Origin of the sequence: Streptomyces sp. HUAS CB01, from assembly GCF_030406905.1 — a bacterium.
Classification (GTDB): Bacteria; Actinomycetota; Actinomycetes; order Streptomycetales; family Streptomycetaceae; genus Streptomyces; species Streptomyces chengbuensis.
Window position 1 is genome coordinate 2114622 of record NZ_CP129137.1, and the last position, 15384, is coordinate 2130005.

10 protein-coding genes and 1 pseudogene are annotated in these 15384 nt (G+C 72.9%); 8 read left to right on the plus strand and 3 right to left on the minus strand.

Annotation, left to right across the window (positions count from 1 at the left end; genetic code table 11):
- Positions 1 to 12: 12 nt before the first annotated feature.
- Positions 13 to 1284, minus strand: a complete 1272-nt coding sequence (locus QRN89_RS09395) for an extracellular solute-binding protein (RefSeq protein WP_290348893.1) — start codon at positions 1282 to 1284, stop codon at positions 13 to 15.
- A 320-nt stretch (positions 1285 to 1604) separates the two neighbouring features.
- Between QRN89_RS09395 and QRN89_RS09400 the strand changes: the two genes are divergently transcribed.
- From QRN89_RS09400 to QRN89_RS09410, 3 genes are all read left to right on the plus strand, one after another.
- A complete protein-coding gene (locus QRN89_RS09400; protein WP_290348894.1) occupies positions 1605 to 3272 on the plus strand; it encodes a glycoside hydrolase family 13 protein in 1668 nt (555 codons plus the stop codon).
- A 25-nt stretch (positions 3273 to 3297) separates the two neighbouring features.
- Positions 3298 to 4329 (plus strand): LacI family DNA-binding transcriptional regulator, encoded by a 1032-nt coding sequence (locus QRN89_RS09405; protein WP_290348895.1) that lies wholly within the window; start codon positions 3298 to 3300, stop codon positions 4327 to 4329.
- Positions 4330 to 4494: 165 nt separating this feature from the next.
- Positions 4495 to 5358: a phosphatase PAP2 family protein gene (locus QRN89_RS09410; RefSeq protein ID WP_290348896.1), complete on the plus strand. Its 864-nt coding sequence runs from the start codon at positions 4495 to 4497 to the stop codon at positions 5356 to 5358.
- A gap of 183 nt (positions 5359 to 5541) precedes the next feature.
- Here QRN89_RS09410 and QRN89_RS09415 read toward each other — a convergent pair whose 3' ends face one another.
- On the minus strand, positions 5542 to 8535 hold the full coding sequence (locus QRN89_RS09415) for a bifunctional [glutamine synthetase] adenylyltransferase/[glutamine synthetase]-adenylyl-L-tyrosine phosphorylase (protein WP_290348897.1): 2994 nt from the start codon (positions 8533 to 8535) through the stop codon (positions 5542 to 5544).
- Between the two features lie 373 nt (positions 8536 to 8908).
- Here QRN89_RS09415 and QRN89_RS09420 point away from each other — a divergent pair, with 373 nt between their 5' ends.
- From QRN89_RS09420 to QRN89_RS09440, 5 genes and pseudogenes are all read left to right on the plus strand, one after another.
- Positions 8909 to 11320, plus strand: coding sequence for a PIG-L family deacetylase (locus QRN89_RS09420; protein WP_290348898.1), 2412 nt, complete (start codon positions 8909 to 8911; stop codon positions 11318 to 11320).
- A 141-nt stretch (positions 11321 to 11461) separates the two neighbouring features.
- A pseudogene (locus tag QRN89_RS35805) lies at positions 11462 to 12010 on the plus strand (pyridoxamine 5'-phosphate oxidase family protein); the annotation flags it as partial.
- A gap of 164 nt (positions 12011 to 12174) precedes the next feature.
- The gene (locus QRN89_RS09430; RefSeq protein WP_290348899.1) at positions 12175 to 12609 is read left to right on the plus strand and encodes a VOC family protein; all 435 of its coding nucleotides are present in this window, start codon (positions 12175 to 12177) and stop codon (positions 12607 to 12609) included.
- A 183-nt stretch (positions 12610 to 12792) separates the two neighbouring features.
- Complete coding sequence (locus tag QRN89_RS09435; RefSeq protein WP_290348900.1) at positions 12793 to 13254, plus strand: VOC family protein; 462 nt, start codon at positions 12793 to 12795, stop codon at positions 13252 to 13254.
- 164 nt (positions 13255 to 13418) lie between these two features.
- Positions 13419 to 13859 carry a VOC family protein gene (locus QRN89_RS09440; RefSeq protein ID WP_290348901.1) on the plus strand — a complete coding sequence of 147 codons (441 nt, stop codon included), beginning with the start codon at positions 13419 to 13421 and terminating at the stop codon, positions 13857 to 13859.
- Positions 13860 to 13936: 77 nt separating this feature from the next.
- Here QRN89_RS09440 and QRN89_RS09445 read toward each other — a convergent pair whose 3' ends face one another.
- Positions 13937 to 15298: a glutamine synthetase family protein gene (locus tag QRN89_RS09445; protein WP_290348902.1), complete on the minus strand. Its 1362-nt coding sequence runs from the start codon at positions 15296 to 15298 to the stop codon at positions 13937 to 13939.
- Positions 15299 to 15384: the final 86 nt, after the last annotated feature.

A 15384-nucleotide genomic window follows, 5' to 3' on the forward strand; every position in this document is an offset into this window, starting at 1 on the left:
CTTCCTCTTCCCTTACTTCCAGTCCTTGAGGAGCTTGCGGTAGGCGTCGCCCGCCGTCTTGGCTCCCTTCTCCGGGGTGGTCTGGCCGGTGAGGACCTTGGTGTACTCGGTCACGAGCGGGGCGAAGAGGCTGCCGCCCTCGGGGATCCAGGGGCGCTCGACGGCCTTGTCGACGACCGGCTTGAAGAAGGCGACCATCTCGTTGCCGGAGACGGTGGGCTTGTCGTAGACCGAGGTGCGGGTCGGCAGGAGGCTGAGCTCCTTGGCGACGGTGGTCTGGGACTCGACCGAGGTCATGTACTCGACGAAGGCGTAGGAGGCCTCGAGGTTCTTGGAGCCGGCGTAGACGGCGAGGTTGTGGCCGCCCTGCGGGGCGCCCTGGCCGTCGGAGCCCGCCGGGACCGGGACGATGCCCAGGTTGGACTTGTCCTTGAACTCCTTGCCGGCGTAGGTGTCGGTGACCGCCCACGGGCCGTTGATCATCATGGCGACCTTGCCTTCCTTGAAGGCGGTCTGCATGTTGTTCCAGCCGTCGGTGGCGTCCGTCTTGGCGGCGCCGGAGTCGACGAGGTCCTTGACGACCTTCATGGCCTTGACGCCGGCCGGGTTGTCGACGGTGATCTGCTTCTTCTCGGCGTCGACCAGGTTGCCGCCCTCGCCGTAGAGGAAGGACAGGAACCAGTAGGCGTCGTCGCCGCGCAGGTAGAGGCCGGTCTTGCCGGTCTTTTCCTTGATCTTCTTGGAGACGGTCTTCAGCTGGGCGATCGAGGCCGGCGGCTGGACACCGGCCGCCTCGAAGATCTTCTTGTTGTAGAAGATGCCCATGGAGTCGATGACCTGCGGGACGGCGTAGGTCTTGTCGTTGTACTTCGTCGAAGCAGCGGCCTGCGGGAGGAAGTCCTTGTCCTCCTTGAGGGCCGAGGTGCCGTCCAGCGGGGCGAGGTAGCCCAGGTCCGCGAACTCGGGGGTCCAGGCCACCTCGGAGCGGATCACGTCGGGGGCGCCGGAGCCGGACTGGGCGGCGTTCTTGAACTTGTTCTGCGCCTCACCGAAGGGCACGTTCACATAGTTGATCTTGACGTCGGGGTGCAGCTTGGTGAAGCCCTCGGCGAGCTTCTTGAAGACCTTGTCCTCGCTGCCGACGGTCGACGTGTCCCACCACGTGACCGTGCCCGACAGCTTGCCCGAGCTGCTCTTGCCGCCCTCGGCGTCGTCCCCGCCGCACGCGGTCGCCGTGAGCGCCAGGCTCGCGACCAGAGCGGTGGCCGCTATGCCACGTCGCATGTGAACTCCTTCAACCTGGGCCGCTCCATCACGGCGCCGATTCGGTCAGGAACGTAACAAGGTTGAAAGAAGACCGAAAGACCTTGCGAGAGATTTCCGCAAGCGGCCGCGATCGTTACATCCGCGTGTCCTCACGGTTGCCGTTGTGCGCCTTGTCAACTGCGACAGGCGCCGCACCAGCGCTTCCGTGCGCCCGCGCAACTGCTTCCGCAAGAGATTGCAGCGCTGTTACCTTCGACATAGGTCGGCGTTGAACCGGAAGGTCCGGAAGATCCACGGAACGTCCGGAAGATCCAGAAACAACATCCGAAGGGGCGCCCATGACGCAGGAGCTCGGCACGACCACCACGCCGCAGGTCAGCACGGTCGCCCCGGCGAGGCGTCCGGACCCGGCCGGGGACTGGTGGCGGGACGCCGTGATCTACCAGGTGTACGTCCGCTCCTTCGCCGACAGCGACGGCGACGGCATCGGCGACCTGCGCGGCATCCGGGCACGGCTCCCCCACCTCGCGGAGCTCGGCGCGGACGCGGTCTGGCTGACCCCCTTCTACGCGTCACCGCAGGCCGACGGCGGCTACGACGTCTCCGACTACCGCGCCGTCGATCCGCTCTTCGGCGCCCTCGACGACGCCGACGACCTGGTCCGGGAGGCCCACCGGCTGGGCCTGCGGGTGATCGTCGACATCGTCCCGAACCACACCTCCGACCAGCACGCCTGGTTCCGCTCCGCGCTCGCGGGCGGCCCGGAGCGGGCGTACTACCACTTCCGGCCCGGCAGGGGGGAGCACGGCGAACTGCCGCCCAACGACTGGGAGTCGGTCTTCGGCGGCCCGGCCTGGACCCGGACCGCCGGCCCGGAGGGCCGTGGCGGCAGCTCCCGGCCGGAGGCCGGGGGGGAGTGGTACCTGCACCTCTTCGCCCCCGAGCAGCCCGATCTGAACTGGGAGCACCCCGCGGTGCGCGAGGAGTTCGACGCGGTCCTGCGCTTCTGGCTGGACCTGGGCGTCGACGGCTTCCGGATCGACGTCGCCCACGGGATGGTCAAGGCCGCCGGGCTGCCCGACATCGGCGCCCGGGAACAGGCCAAGATGATCGGCGCGCAGGTGCTGCCGTTCTTCGACCAGGACGGCGTCCACGAGATCCACCGCTCCTGGCGCCGGCTGCTCGACGGCTACGGCGGCGAGCGCATCGGCGTCGCCGAGGCCTGGGCGCCCAGCCCGGAGCGGCTCGCCCTGTACGTGCGCCCCGACGAGCTGCACCAGGCGTTCAACTTCCAGTTCCTGCGCTGCCCCTGGGACCCGGAGCGGATGCGGGAGGTCGTCGAGGCCTCGCTGGCGGCGACCGCGTCCGTCGGCGCGCCCACGACCTGGGTGCTGTCCAACCACGACGTGCCCCGGCACACCACCCGCTACGGCGGCGGGGCGGTGGGCCTGCGCCGGGCCCGGGCCGCCGCACTGCTGATGCTGGCGCTGCCCGGGTCCGTGTACCTCTACCAGGGCGAGGAGCTGGGCCTTCCCGAGGTCCTCGACCTGCCGGACGAGGTGCGCCAGGACCCGTCGTTCTTCCGGGCGGAGGGGCAGGACGGGTTCCGCGACGGCTGCCGGGTGCCGATCCCGTGGACCCGCGACGGCTCCTCGTACGGCTTCGGCAGCGGCGGCAGCTGGCTCCCGCAGCCGGCCGAGTGGGCCGAGCTGAGCGTGGAGGCGCAGACCGGGGTGCCCGGCTCCACCCTCGAGCTCTACCGGGCCGCACTCGCGGTGCGGCGCGAACACCCGGGCCTCGGCGCCGGCGCGGGCGTGACCTGGCTCGAGGCCCCCGAGGGGGTGCTGGCCTTCGCCCGTGACGGGTTCGTCTGCACGACGAACACACGCGCCACGGACGTGGCGCTCCCCGCTCCCGGGAGTGCTCTGCTGTCCTCCACGCCGTCCGCGTTCGACGGCGGGACGGTCACGCTCCCCGCCGACTCGACCGTCTGGTGGGCAATCTGACATGCGACCGGTACAGTCCAATCCCATGACCGCACGGCTTGCCGACATCGCAGCCCAGGCGGGGGTCAGCGAGGCGACGGTCAGCCGGGTGCTGAACGGCAAGCCAGGCGTTGCCTCGACCACCCGCGAATCAGTGCTCGCCGCACTCGACGTCCTCGGCTACGAGCGCCCCGTGAAGCTGCGCCGCCGCAGCGCCGGACTCGTCGGGCTGATCACGCCCGAGCTGGAGAACCCCATATTCCCGGCCCTGGCCCAGGTCATCGGACAGGCACTGACCCGCCAGGGCTACACGCCGGTGCTGGCCACCCAGACCCCCGGTGGCTCCACCGAGGACGAACTCACCGAAATGCTGGTGGACCGGGGCGTATCGGGCATCATCTTCGTCTCCGGGCTGCACGCCGACACCACGGCCGACATGCAGCGCTACGAGAAGCTCCGCGCCCAGGGCGTCCCCTTCGTGCTCGTCGACGGGTTCTCCCCGCAGGTGCAGGCTCCCTTCATCTCGCCCGACGACCGGGCGGCGATGCAGCTGGCCGTGACCCACCTCGTCTCCCTCGGCCACACCCGTGTCGGACTGGCCCTCGGGCCGCGCCGCTTCGTGCCGGTGCTGCGGAAGATAGAGGGCTTCGTCAAGGCCGTGCGGGACCAGCTCGGCCTGGACGAACGGCAGATCGAGTCCGAGCTGATCCAGCACTCCCTCTACACCCTGGAGGGCGGCCAGGCCGCGGCGTCCGCGCTGATGGACCGGGGCTGCACGGCCGTGGTCTGCGCGAGCGACATGATGGCGCTCGGCGCGATCCGGGCCGCACGGCAGCGGGGGCTGGAGGTGCCCGACGACATCTCGGTGGTCGGGTTCGACGACTCCCCCCTCATCGCCTTCACCGACCCGCCGCTGACGACGGTCCGCAAGCCCGTCCCCGCCATGGGCCAGGCGGCGGTCCGCACGCTGCTGGAGGAGATCGGCGGAACGCCCGCGCCCCACAGCGAGTTCGTCTTCATGCCGGAGCTGGTGGTCCGCGGCTCGACCGCCGCGGGCCCTTTGCACGGTTCGCCCTGATCCGTCCCACCCGCTCGGCGGACCCCTCGACCGGACTCCCGAATTCCGGGAAACCCCAGGGAAATGCGGGGGCTCCGACTAGTCCTCAGGAGGGACCGGAGCCCCTCCCGAACCCGACCGAGGGATGATCGGAGCGGACGCACCCATCTGGCAGACTCTGCTCCTATGGGTGAAGCGACCGTGAAGACTTTGGAAGGCCGGACCGCGTCCCCGTCACCCATGGTGACCGAGGACGGCCCGGCCCCGGAGCGGACCAGACTGGGGAAGTTGCGGTCGGTCCGGCGGCCGCGCATCTGGTTCGAGATCCTGCTCATCGCGGTCAGCTACTGGACGTACTCCCTCATCCGGAACGCCGTTCCCGAGCAGAAGGCCCAGGCCCTGCGGAACGCCGACTGGATCTGGGAGGCCGAGAAGGCCCTCGGCATCGCCGTCGAGCAGACGGTCAACCACGCCGCCAACTCGGTGACATGGCTGATCGTGACGATGAACTACTACTACGCCACCCTGCACTTCGTCGTGACCATCGGCGTCCTGGTGTGGCTCTACCGCCGGCACCCCGGCCGCTACGCCCCCACCCGGCTCGTCCTCTTCGCCACCACCGGTGTCGCGCTCGTCGGCTACTACCTCTACCCGCTGGCGCCGCCGCGGCTGATGAACGGCCAGAACTTCATCGACACGGTGCTGGTGCACCACACCTGGGGCTCCATGGCCTCGGGCAATCTGAAGAACATGTCCAACCAGTACGCGGCCATGCCGTCGATGCACATCGGCTGGTCCCTGTGGTGCGGACTGACCGTCTTCGCACTGGCGACGGCGCCCTGGGCGAAGATCCTCGGCCTGCTGTACCCGACGCTCACCCTCATAGTGATCGTGGCAACCGCCAACCACTTCTGGCTGGACGCCGTCGGCGGACTGCTCTGCCTCGGCTTCGGCTACGGCCTGTCCTACGTCTGGTACGGGTCCCTGCCGCACCGGCTGCCGCGCCAGGTGCCGGACCCGGTGCGCGGCGGCTCCGTCCTCACGGCGTAGCTGAACACCCGGCGTCACCGGGCCGACGTCCGGGCTGCGGGCGGACCTCTGCCCTCACGGTCCGTGATGACGGCGGCCCGGCCCGCCCGGCCCCCGGCGGCCCGGCCGCACGCCCGTCGTGCACGGCGCCCACCGGGCCGCACGCGCCGGACCGAGCCGCTTCGGCCACGCCCGCGTCCCGTCCTACGCCCCGTAGAACAGCCGATCCACCACCGCGCGCGCCCGCCGCGTCGCCCGGCGGTACTCGTCGACCATCTCGCCCACATGCCCCTGGCCGTGGCCCAGATAGCGCCCCACCGCGGCCAGTTCCTTCGCGTCGGAGGGGAAGGTGTCACCCGCGCGGCCCCTGACCAGCATCACGCCGTTGCGGACCCGGGTCGCCAGCACCCATGCGTCGTCCAGGACCTCGGCGTCCTCCGGGGACAGCAGCCCCGCGTCCCGGGCGGCGGCGAGCGCCGTGCGGGTCCGCGTCGTCCGCAGGCCCGGCTCGGACCAGCCGTGGCGCATCTGCAGCAGCTGCACCGTCCACTCCACGTCGCTCAGACCGCCGCGCCCCAGCTTGGTGTGGAGGGTCGGGTCGGCGCCGCGCGGCAGCCGTTCCGTCTCCATCCGGGCCTTGAGCCGGCGGATCTCCCGGACCTCCTCCTCACCCAGGCCGTCCGCCGGATAGCGGAGCGGGTCGGCCAGTTCGATGAAGCGGGCGCCCAGCTCCTCGTCCCCCGCCATCGGCTCGGCCCGCAGCAGCGCCTGGCTCTCCCACACCAGTGACCAGCGGCGGTAGTAGGCCGCGTACGAGGCGAGGGTCCGCACCAGCGGTCCGTTGCGGCCCTCGGGGCGCAGATCGGCGTCGATCAGCAACGGCGGGTCGGAGCTGGGCAGTTGGAGCAGCCGCCGCATCTCCGCCACGACCGTCGCGGCGGCCTGGGCGGCCTCCTGCTCGTCGACTCCCTCGCGCGGCTCGTGGACGAACAGGACGTCGGCGTCGGAACCGTACGACAGCTCGTGTCCGCCGAAGCGGCCCATGCCGATGACCGCGAACCGGGTGGGGAGCTCGTCCCCCCACCGCTCGCGGACGACGGCGCGCAGCGCACCGGCGATCGTGGCCGCGTTCAGGTCGGTGACGGCGTTGCCCACCCGGTCGACGAGCGTGCCCGGGTCGTGCCCGGCCGGGTTCTCCTCGGTGCCGTACGAGCCGATCAGATCCGCCGCCGCGGTGCGGAACAGCTCCCGCCGCCGCACCGCGCGGGCCGAGGCGACCGCCGCCTCCGCACCGTCCGCACGCCCGACCGCGGCGAGCACCTCCTGCTCCAGGTGGTCGCGGCCCCGCGGCTTCAGCCCCTCCGGGTCCCCGAGCAGGGCGACCGCCTCCGGGGCGCGCAGCAGCAGATCGGGGGCGAGCCGGCCGGCGGACAGCACCCGGGCGAGGTTCTCCGCGGCCGCGCCCTCGTCCCGCAGCAGCCGGAGGTACCAGGGCGTCTTGCCCAGCGCGTCCGACACCTGGCGGAAGCCGAGCAGGCCCGCGTCCGGGTCGGCGGAGTCCGCGAACCAGCCGAGCAGCACCGGCAGCAGCGTCCGCTGGATCGCCGCCTTGCGCGAGACCCCGTACGACAGGGCCTCCAGATGCCGCAGGGCCGCCGCCGGGTCGGCGTAGCCGAGGGCCTCCAGACGCTGCCGCGCGGCCTGGGTGCTGAGCCGCGTCTCACCGGGCGCCAGCTGGGCGACCGCGTCCAGCAGGGGCCGGTAGAACAGCTTCTCGTGCAGCCTGCGCACGACGGAGCCGTGCCGCCGCCACTCCTTGTCGAGCTCGGCCACCGGGTCGGCGCGCAGCCCCAGGGACCGGCCGAGGCGCCGCAGGTCCTCCTCGCCCTCCGGGACGAGGTGCGTGCGGCGCAGCCGGTGCAACTGGATCCGGTGCTCCATGGAGCGCAGGAAGCGGTACGCCTCGTCGAGCTGGGCCGCGTCCACCCGGCCCACGTACCCGCCCGCCGCGAGCGCCCCCAGCGCCTCCAGGGTGGAGCCGCTGCGCAGCGTGGGGTCGGTGCGGCCGTGCACCAACTGCAGCAGCTGGACGGCGAACTCCACGTCCCGCAGCCCGCCGGGGCCCAGCTTCAGCTCGCGGTCTATGTGCGCCGCGGGGATGTTGTCGACGACGCGGCGCCGCATCTTCTGGACGTCGGGCACGAAGTTCTCGCGCTCGGCGGCCTGCCAGACCAGCGGTGAGACGGCGTCGACGTACTCGGAGCCGAGCTCCGGGTCCCCGGCCACCGGCCGCGCCTTGAGCAGCGCCTGGAACTCCCATGTCTTCGCCCAGCGCTGGTAGTAGGCGAGATGGCTGGAGAGGGTGCGCACCAGCGGGCCGTTGCGGCCCTCCGGCCGCAGATTGGCGTCGACGGGCCAGATCGCGCCCTCGACCGTGGTCTCCGAGCAGATCCGCATCAGGTGCGAGGCGATCCGGGTCGCGGCCTTCACCGCCGCGGACTCGTCCACGGCCTCGGAGGCCGGCTCCCCGACGAAGATCACGTCGACGTCGGAGACGTAGTTGAGCTCGTGGCCGCCGCACTTGCCCATGGCGATCACCGCGAGCCGGCAGGCGGCGGCGTCCTCCGGGGCGGCGGTACGGGCGATGGCGAGGGCCGCGCGCAGCGTCGCCGTCGCGAGGTCGGCGAGCTCGGCGGCGGTCTGCGCCACGTCGGTGGTGCCGCACACGTCGCGGGCGGCGATCGACAGCAGACACCGCCGGTAGGCGACGCGCAGCGACACCGGGTCGGTCGCCTCGGCGAGTCCCCGTTCGAAGTCCTCCACACCGGGGTGCAGATCGAACGCCTCGTACGTCACCAGCGCCTGCCAGTCGTGCGGGTGCCGGGCCAGGTGGTCGCCGAGCGCCTCGGACGCGCCGAGCACCCCGAGCAGCCGGTCGCGCAGCGGCTTCGCGGAGATCAGCGTGTCGAGCAGCACCTGCCGCTCGTCCTGCTGCTGCGCCTCGACGAGACGGACCAGGCCGCGCAGGGCGAGATCGGGGTCGGCGGTGGCGCCGAGGGCGTCGAGGAGGACGGAGTCGGTGCGCACGGGCGCCATCTCGGGCAGGTCCAGGAGCCGCTCGGCCGCGGCGGGGTGGGTGAAGCCGTGTCGCAGCAGTCGGGTGAAGGTGCTGCTTCTGCGCCCCGGCACCGATGTCATCCCGCCGCCTCCGATCAAGGTCCGGATCCGGGTCCGAGCGTAGTCGCAGGGGTACGGGGGTCGCCCCCCGGAGGGCGTCGCCGCCGGCCCGGTGCCGTGATGTTCGCCATGTTCTTCGTGGTTCGGGCGGGACAACCCGTATCCCTGGAATCTCCGTCTTCCGTCGTGTCCGGGCGCCGTGCCCGGACGGCACGGACCCGTCCCCCGAGGACTGCACGCGCCCGCCGGTCGCCGGTGTGCCGTCGGGCCCCGTCTCGCCCGCCGGCCCCGGTGTCCGGCGGGCGCGCGTACGCCTGCCGGACGCCGGTGTCCCGCGGGCGCGTACGCCCGGGCGGTCACCGGCCCCGCCCGACCACGAAAGCACCCGCCCGCCATGCCCAGCCGGCCCCGCCGCAGCCGCCGTTCGTCGGCCCCCCGCGCCTCCGTGCACGGTCGCGTCCCCGCGTTCTTCCGCGCCGCCGCGGCCCGCCGGGGCGGCGCGGCCCACCCCGGCTCCGCTGCCGCCTCCCGTCCGGCGGACGGCCCCGGGTCGGCGGACGGCCCCGGATTGCCGGACCGTCCCGGCCGCCTGACCCGCCCCGCCCGGCGGGGACTGGTGGCCGGGCTGGCCGCCGCCGTGCTGCTGGGCGCCACGGGCACGCTGCTGAACCTGCCGGACGCGGCGGACCGCCGGGAGGCGCGGACCGTTCCGGCCGGGCCGATCGTGCAGCCGGTCCGTACGACCGCCGGCGAGCGGGTGGTGCAGATCGTCGCCCACCCCGACGACGACCTCTTCTTCATGAACCCGGACACCGCCCAGTCCCTGGCCACCGGCCGCAGTCTGACGTCGGTGTACCTGACGGCGGGCGAATCCGACGGCGTCAACGCCCGGCGGGACGACCCGAGTCCCCCGGAGGCCGACAAGGCCGCCTACGCCGAGGCCCGCCAGAACGGCATACGCGCCGCCTACGCCGAGATGGCCACCGGCGACAGGACCAGCCCCTGGTCGCGCTCGGCCGTCCCCACCGCGGGCGGCGGCACGGCCGAGCTCGACACCCTCCGCGCCAAGCCGTGGATCAGCCTCGTCTGGGTCCAGCTCCGCGAGGCCGGCAGCATCCACGGCGACCGGCCCGACAGCCTCCACGGGCTGTGGGACGGCCGGGTGGACTCCCTCTCTTCCCAGCTCTCCTCCGGGACGCCGGTACGGGAGGACTTCGCGTACACGAAGGACCAGGTCGTCGAGACCGTCGCCGGGCTGCTGGAGCGGTTCCGGCCGACGTTCGTCCGCATCCAGGACCCGACACCGGGACGCACCGCGAAGGGCACCTACACCGACCACCAGGACCATCTGTACGGCGCGCGGTTCGCACAGGCCGCGCTCGCCCGGTACGCGGCCGTACCCGGGCACCCCGCCTTCGGCGTCCAGACCTACCTGGGCTACTCCACCGGACGGCTGCCCCGCACCCTCGGCCCGGCGGACGCCGCGGCGAAGCTGCGCACCCTGAAGACGTACGCGTGGACGGACGGCACCGACCACTGCGGCGACGCGGCAGGCTGCGGCGACCGCAAGGTCGCGGCGCGGCCGGCCGGCCACGGCTGGGCGCAGACGGTGCGCCACACGCGCGGCGAGTCGACGTCCTGGGCACAGCCCGGGCCGGGCGGCACCGCGTGGGCGTTCTCCGTGCTCGACCAGCGGCTCGCCGTCTGGCACCGCGCGGGGGCCGCGGCGGGGTGGACCGGTCCCCGGCTCGTGGGCGGGGGCGGCATCGACGCCGGCGTGACCTCGGTACGCCTGCCCGACGGCCGGATCGCCGTGCTCGCCACCCGTACGACGCTCGGCGGCCGCGCGGCGGACTACCACCGGGACGTCGTGCTCAGCGTGCAGCGCGCCCCGGGCGGGGAGTTCGGGCCGTGGGCCTCGCTGGGCACACCCGAACGCGACGACGCGAGTGGTACGTCGGCCATCAGCGCCCCGGCGGCGGTCGTGGACCCGACGGGCCTGCTCCGGGTGTTCGTCCGGGACTCCGCCCACCGGCTGACCGGCCGGAGCGGGCTGCCGGGCGGCGGCTGGGGCCCCTGGACCGCGCTGGGCGGCTCGGGTCTGCGGGGGGATCCGGTGGCGGCGACGGACGTGTCCGGCAGGCACACGGTCCTCGTCCCGACCCCGTCGACGGTGCTGGCCTGGGCGCAGCACGGACCCGGCGGTGCGCTGACCGGTCCGCTGCGGACCGGCCTCCCGGCGACGACGCTGGCGTTGAACGCCCGGGCCGACGCCCGCGGCGGCATCCGGCTCTGGTACCGGACGCCGGTCACGGGCGAGGTGCGCGGCGCCCACTTCGGCGCAGCCGCCGGGGTGCCTGGCACCGGCGACAGGGGAACCGCGGGCGGTAAGGGTGCGGCCGGCGCGCAGCGGCCCGGCGCGGCGACCGGAGCGGGGAAGGGAAAGGGGACGGGTACGGTCCCGGCCGCGGCGGGGATGCTCGTGCCGGCCGTCTCGACCGTGCCCTCGACCGGTGTGGCGGGCTTCGGCCCGGTCGGCGCGGGCGGCGACCTGCTGGCCGTACGGTCCCGCACCGGCGTGCTCGCGACGATGCGCGCGGACGGACGGACCCTCCCGGACAGCGGCACCGGCACCGCGGCCCGCGCCGCCTGGACCGAGGGCGGCTTCCTGCTCGCCGGGGCACCCGCCGGGCTCCCCGGCGGTATCGCCGCGATCGGCCTCGACGGCACGCTCCGCTGGACGCCGTCGGACGGCGGGCATACGGCCGTGCCGGCGTCGGAGGGGGCCGAACCGCTCCGGCGATGAGTTCCACCGGGGCGCGGGGTCAACAAGTCGTAGGGACGACGTCCACGACCGGACGGCGCGTCGAGGGGACGAGGTCCACGGACGGCCGGTCCGGCACCTCGAAGGGCGACGTCCACGGACCCCACGGAAGGGACCCGCACCATGCCGGCGGAAGCAACGGGACAGGAGTCCCGCCGGGAACCCCTCCCGGAGCCGCGGACCGATCCGGACCCGCGTTACAGCTCCCCCGGCGCCGGCCCGGCCCCCTGGACGGAGGCGCCGGCCCGGCTGACGGAGTCCGAGATCTTCCGGCTGCCGACCGTACGCCCCGAGGGCCGGCCCCATGTCACACCGCTGCTCGCGGTCCGGCTGGACGGCGCCCCGCGCTTCACCACGGGCGGCGAGGAGCGCAAGGCGCGCGATCTCGCCACACATCCGCAGGTCGTGCTCACCACCAGCGTCAACCGTGACAGGGAGGGGCGCGACCCGGTCGTCGAGGGTGAGGCCGTCCAGGTGACCGACGGGAGCCGGCTCGTCCGGCTGGCCCGGACCTGGCGGGACAAGTACGGTCCGGAGTGGCACTTCGAGGTCCGGGACAAGGCTTTCCGGCACGTGGGCGGAGGCCGCGCCCTGGTCCTCGAGGTGGCGCCTGGCACGGTGTTCGGCTTCGGCCGGGGCCGTGGGTCGTACAGCCAGACCCGGTGGCGGTTCCCCCCGCTGGTCCCCCGGGGCCCGGCCCGGGCGTACCCCGGCCGGAGGGCGGCGGGCGCACGGACGGATCGGGCCCCACCCGTCGCGCGGCGGGCCCCGTCGCCGCGCCGCACCCGCTCATCCCGCTGCACCGACACCTCACGGACGAGGAGAGAGACCACACCATGGAATGGACCCTCGAAGTGGTCGCCATCCCGGTCACCGACGTCGACCGGGCCAAGGACTTCTACGTGGACCGCTGCGGGTTCACCGCCGATCTCGACATGTCGCCGTTCGAGGGCGCACGGCTCGTCCAGATCACCCCGCCCGGCTCACGCTGCTCGATCGTCCTGGAGTCCGGCATGCCGGAGTCCCCGGGACAGCCCCGGATGGCCCCGGGCACGCTGCAGGGCCTGCAGATCTGCGTCACCGACATCGAGGCGGCCCGCAAGGAGCTCGTGGACCGCGGCGTCGTGGTCGGCCCGGTGCGGCACGTGGGACCGTCGGGCTGGGCGGACGGGAAGGGCGCCGAGCCGTGGAACTCGTTCATGTTCTTCCAGGACCCGGACGGCAACGGCTGGACCGTCCAGGAGGCCCCGGCCCCGCTGGCGGACCGCTGAAAGCCGCCCGCCTCGCGGCTCGCCGCCCTGCCACCGGCCGGACGCCGTCCGCCGACCGGCGACGTACCACCGAACGCACCGCTCAGCGCGTCCGTACCGCTGAGTTGCACCCGTGCCGCCGAGCACATCCGTACAGCGCCGGCCGCCGTCCCGTGGCCGCGCACACGTTCCAGGAGGTTGCCCGTGGAGTTCACGCTGGAAGTGGTCCTGGTACCGGTCACCGACGTGGACCGGGCCAAGGAGTTCTACCGCGACAAGGTGGGATTCCGCGTCGACCACGACACCCGCGTCGACGAGCGTTTCCGCATCGTCCAGCTGACCCCGCCGGGCTCCGGCTGCTCGGTCGTCATCGGCGAGGGCATTCCGCTCCCCGGCGGCAGGACCCTGGAACCCGGCTCCTACCAGGGGCTCCAGCTCGTCGTCGGGGACATCAGGGCGGCCCACGCCGAGCTGGTGGCCCGCGGTCTGGACGTCACCGGGCCCGAGCAGGTCGCCCCGGGCGACGGCGGCACGTTCCTGTACTTCTCCGACCCCGACGGCAACGGCTGGGCCGTCCAGGAGTGGACCCGACGCGCCTCCCAGCCGCTCCACGCCCTCCTGGCGGAGCAGGCCCGGGAGCGGGAGGACGGCAACGGGGCGGAGTAGGGCACCGGGCCCGCCCGGCCGGCGGGGCGCACCGGGAGGCCCGGCACCGCCTGCCGGAGCCGCCGCCGGGGCCCGCCGCGTCGCGGGGGCCCTCCTCCCGGGCGCACACTGATCGGGGGGAACGGCCCCCGCGCGGTCCGCACGAGCCACCCGGGGCGGTGCCCATGGAATGGACCCTGGAAGTGATCGTCGTCCCCGTCTCCGACGTGGAGCGGGCGAGGACCTTCTACGCCGACCAGTGCGGCTTCACCATCGACCACGACACCCACATCGCCGACGGCGTCCGCATCCTCCAGCTCACCCCGCCGGGCTCCACCTGCTCGATCGTCATCGGCGAGGGCATGCCGCCTGCGCCGGGCCAGACGACGATGCCGCCCGGTGCGATCCAGGGACTCCAACTCTGCGTCCCCGACATCGAGTCGGCCCACGACGAACTGCTCGCGCGGGGCGTCGATGTCAGCGCGGTCCAGCACGTCGCCCCCTCGGGCTGGGCCCCGGGCAAGGGCGAGCCGTGGAACTCCTTCATGTTCTTCCAGGACCCCGACGGCAACGGCTGGATCATCCAGGAGGCCCCGGCCCCGCTGTCGAAACGGCACGCCGCCTGACGCGCTGTCAGGAACGCCGAAGGGGCCGCCGGTCCATGACGACCGCCGGCCCCACGCGCGCCCGAGCGACGGCCCCGCTACAGCACCGGCAGGTTCTTCCGCAGCTCGAACGCCGTGACCTCCGAGCGGTACTCCTCCCACTCCTGCTTCTTGTTGCGGAGGAAGAAGTCGAAGACGTGCTCCCCGAGCGTCTCCGCGACCAGTTCGCTGCGCTCCATCAGCATGATCGCCTCGCCGAGGTTCTGCGGGAGGGGCTCGATGCCCATCGCGCGGCGCTCGGCGTCCGAGAGGGCCCAGACGTCGTCGTCGGCGCCGGCCGGGAGCTCGTAGCCCTCCTCGATGCCCTTGAGGCCCGCAGCGAGCAGGACCGCGTAGGCGAGGTACGGGTTGGCGCCGGAGTCGAGGGAGCGGACCTCGATGCGGGAGGAGCCGGTCTTGCCCGGCTTGTACATCGGGACGCGGATCAGGGCCGAGCGGTTGTTGTGACCCCAGCAGATGTACGAGGGGGCCTCGCCGCCGGAACCGGCGGTGCGGGCGGAGCCGCCCCAGATGCGCTTGTAGGAGTTGACCCACTGGTTGGTGACGGCCGAGATCTCCGCGGCGTGCCGGAGCAGGCCGGCGATGAAGGACCGCCCCACCTTGGAGAGCTGGTACTCCGCTCCCGACTCGTAGAACGCGTTCCGGTCGCCCTCGAAGAGGGACAGGTGCGTGTGCATGCCGGAGCCGGGGTGCTCGGAGAAGGGCTTCGGCATGAAGGTCGCCTGGACCCCCTGCTCCAGCGCCACCTGCTTCATGACCAGGCGGAACGTCATGATGTTGTCCGCGGTGGACAGCGCGTCCGCGTACCGCAGGTCGATCTCCTGCTGGCCCGGCGCGCCCTCGTGGTGGCTGAACTCCACCGAGATGCCCATGGACTCGAGCATCGTGATCGCCTGGCGGCGGAAGTCCATGCCGACGTTCTGCGGCGTGTGGTCGAAGTACCCGGAGTTGTCGGCGGGAGTCGGGCGCGAGCCGTCCAGCGGCCGGTCCTTCAGCAGGAAGAACTCGATCTCGGGGTGCGTGTAGAACGTGAAGCCCAGGTCCGAGGTCTTCGCCAGGATGCGCTTGAGGACGAAGCGCGGGTCGGCGAAGGACGGCGAGCCGTCGGGCATCAGGATGTCGCAGAACATCCGTGCCGTGCCGGGGGCCTCCGCGCGCCACGGCAGGATCTGGAACGTACCCGGGTCCGGCTTGGCGATCATGTCCGACTCGTAGACACGGGCGAAGCCCTCGATCGCGGAGCCGTCGAAGCCGATGCCCTCGTCGAAGGCCTGCTCGAGCTCGGCGGGGGCCACCGCGACCGACTTCAGGAAGCCGAGCACATCGGTGAACCACAGGCGTACGAACCGGATGTCGCGCTCCTCGAGCGTGCGGAGCACAAATTCCTGCTGCTTGTCCATAGCCACATCCTTGCAGTTCAGACGGCCTGTGCACCACCGCCAGGGCGTAGAGGGAGCTTCAGTATCACGACCCGGGGTTTCGCCCA

What these genes read in the sequence shown, in the direction of transcription:
- QRN89_RS09395 (WP_290348893.1), bottom strand. Translation starts at nt 1,284, where the DNA reads ATGCGACGTGGCATAGCGGCCACCGCTCTGGTCGCGAGCCTGGCGCTC.
- QRN89_RS09400 (WP_290348894.1), top strand. Translation starts at nt 1,605, where the DNA reads ATGACGCAGGAGCTCGGCACGACCACCACGCCGCAGGTCAGCACGGTC.
- QRN89_RS09405 (WP_290348895.1), top strand. Translation starts at nt 3,298, where the DNA reads ATGACCGCACGGCTTGCCGACATCGCAGCCCAGGCGGGGGTCAGCGAG.
- QRN89_RS09410 (WP_290348896.1), top strand. Translation starts at nt 4,495, where the DNA reads ATGGGTGAAGCGACCGTGAAGACTTTGGAAGGCCGGACCGCGTCCCCG.
- QRN89_RS09415 (WP_290348897.1), bottom strand. Translation starts at nt 8,535, where the DNA reads ATGACATCGGTGCCGGGGCGCAGAAGCAGCACCTTCACCCGACTGCTG.
- QRN89_RS09420 (WP_290348898.1), top strand. Translation starts at nt 8,909, where the DNA reads ATGCCCAGCCGGCCCCGCCGCAGCCGCCGTTCGTCGGCCCCCCGCGCC.
- QRN89_RS09430 (WP_290348899.1), top strand. Translation starts at nt 12,175, where the DNA reads ATGGAATGGACCCTCGAAGTGGTCGCCATCCCGGTCACCGACGTCGAC.
- QRN89_RS09440 (WP_290348901.1), top strand. Translation starts at nt 13,419, where the DNA reads ATGGAATGGACCCTGGAAGTGATCGTCGTCCCCGTCTCCGACGTGGAG.
- QRN89_RS09445 (WP_290348902.1), bottom strand. Translation starts at nt 15,298, where the DNA reads ATGGACAAGCAGCAGGAATTTGTGCTCCGCACGCTCGAGGAGCGCGAC.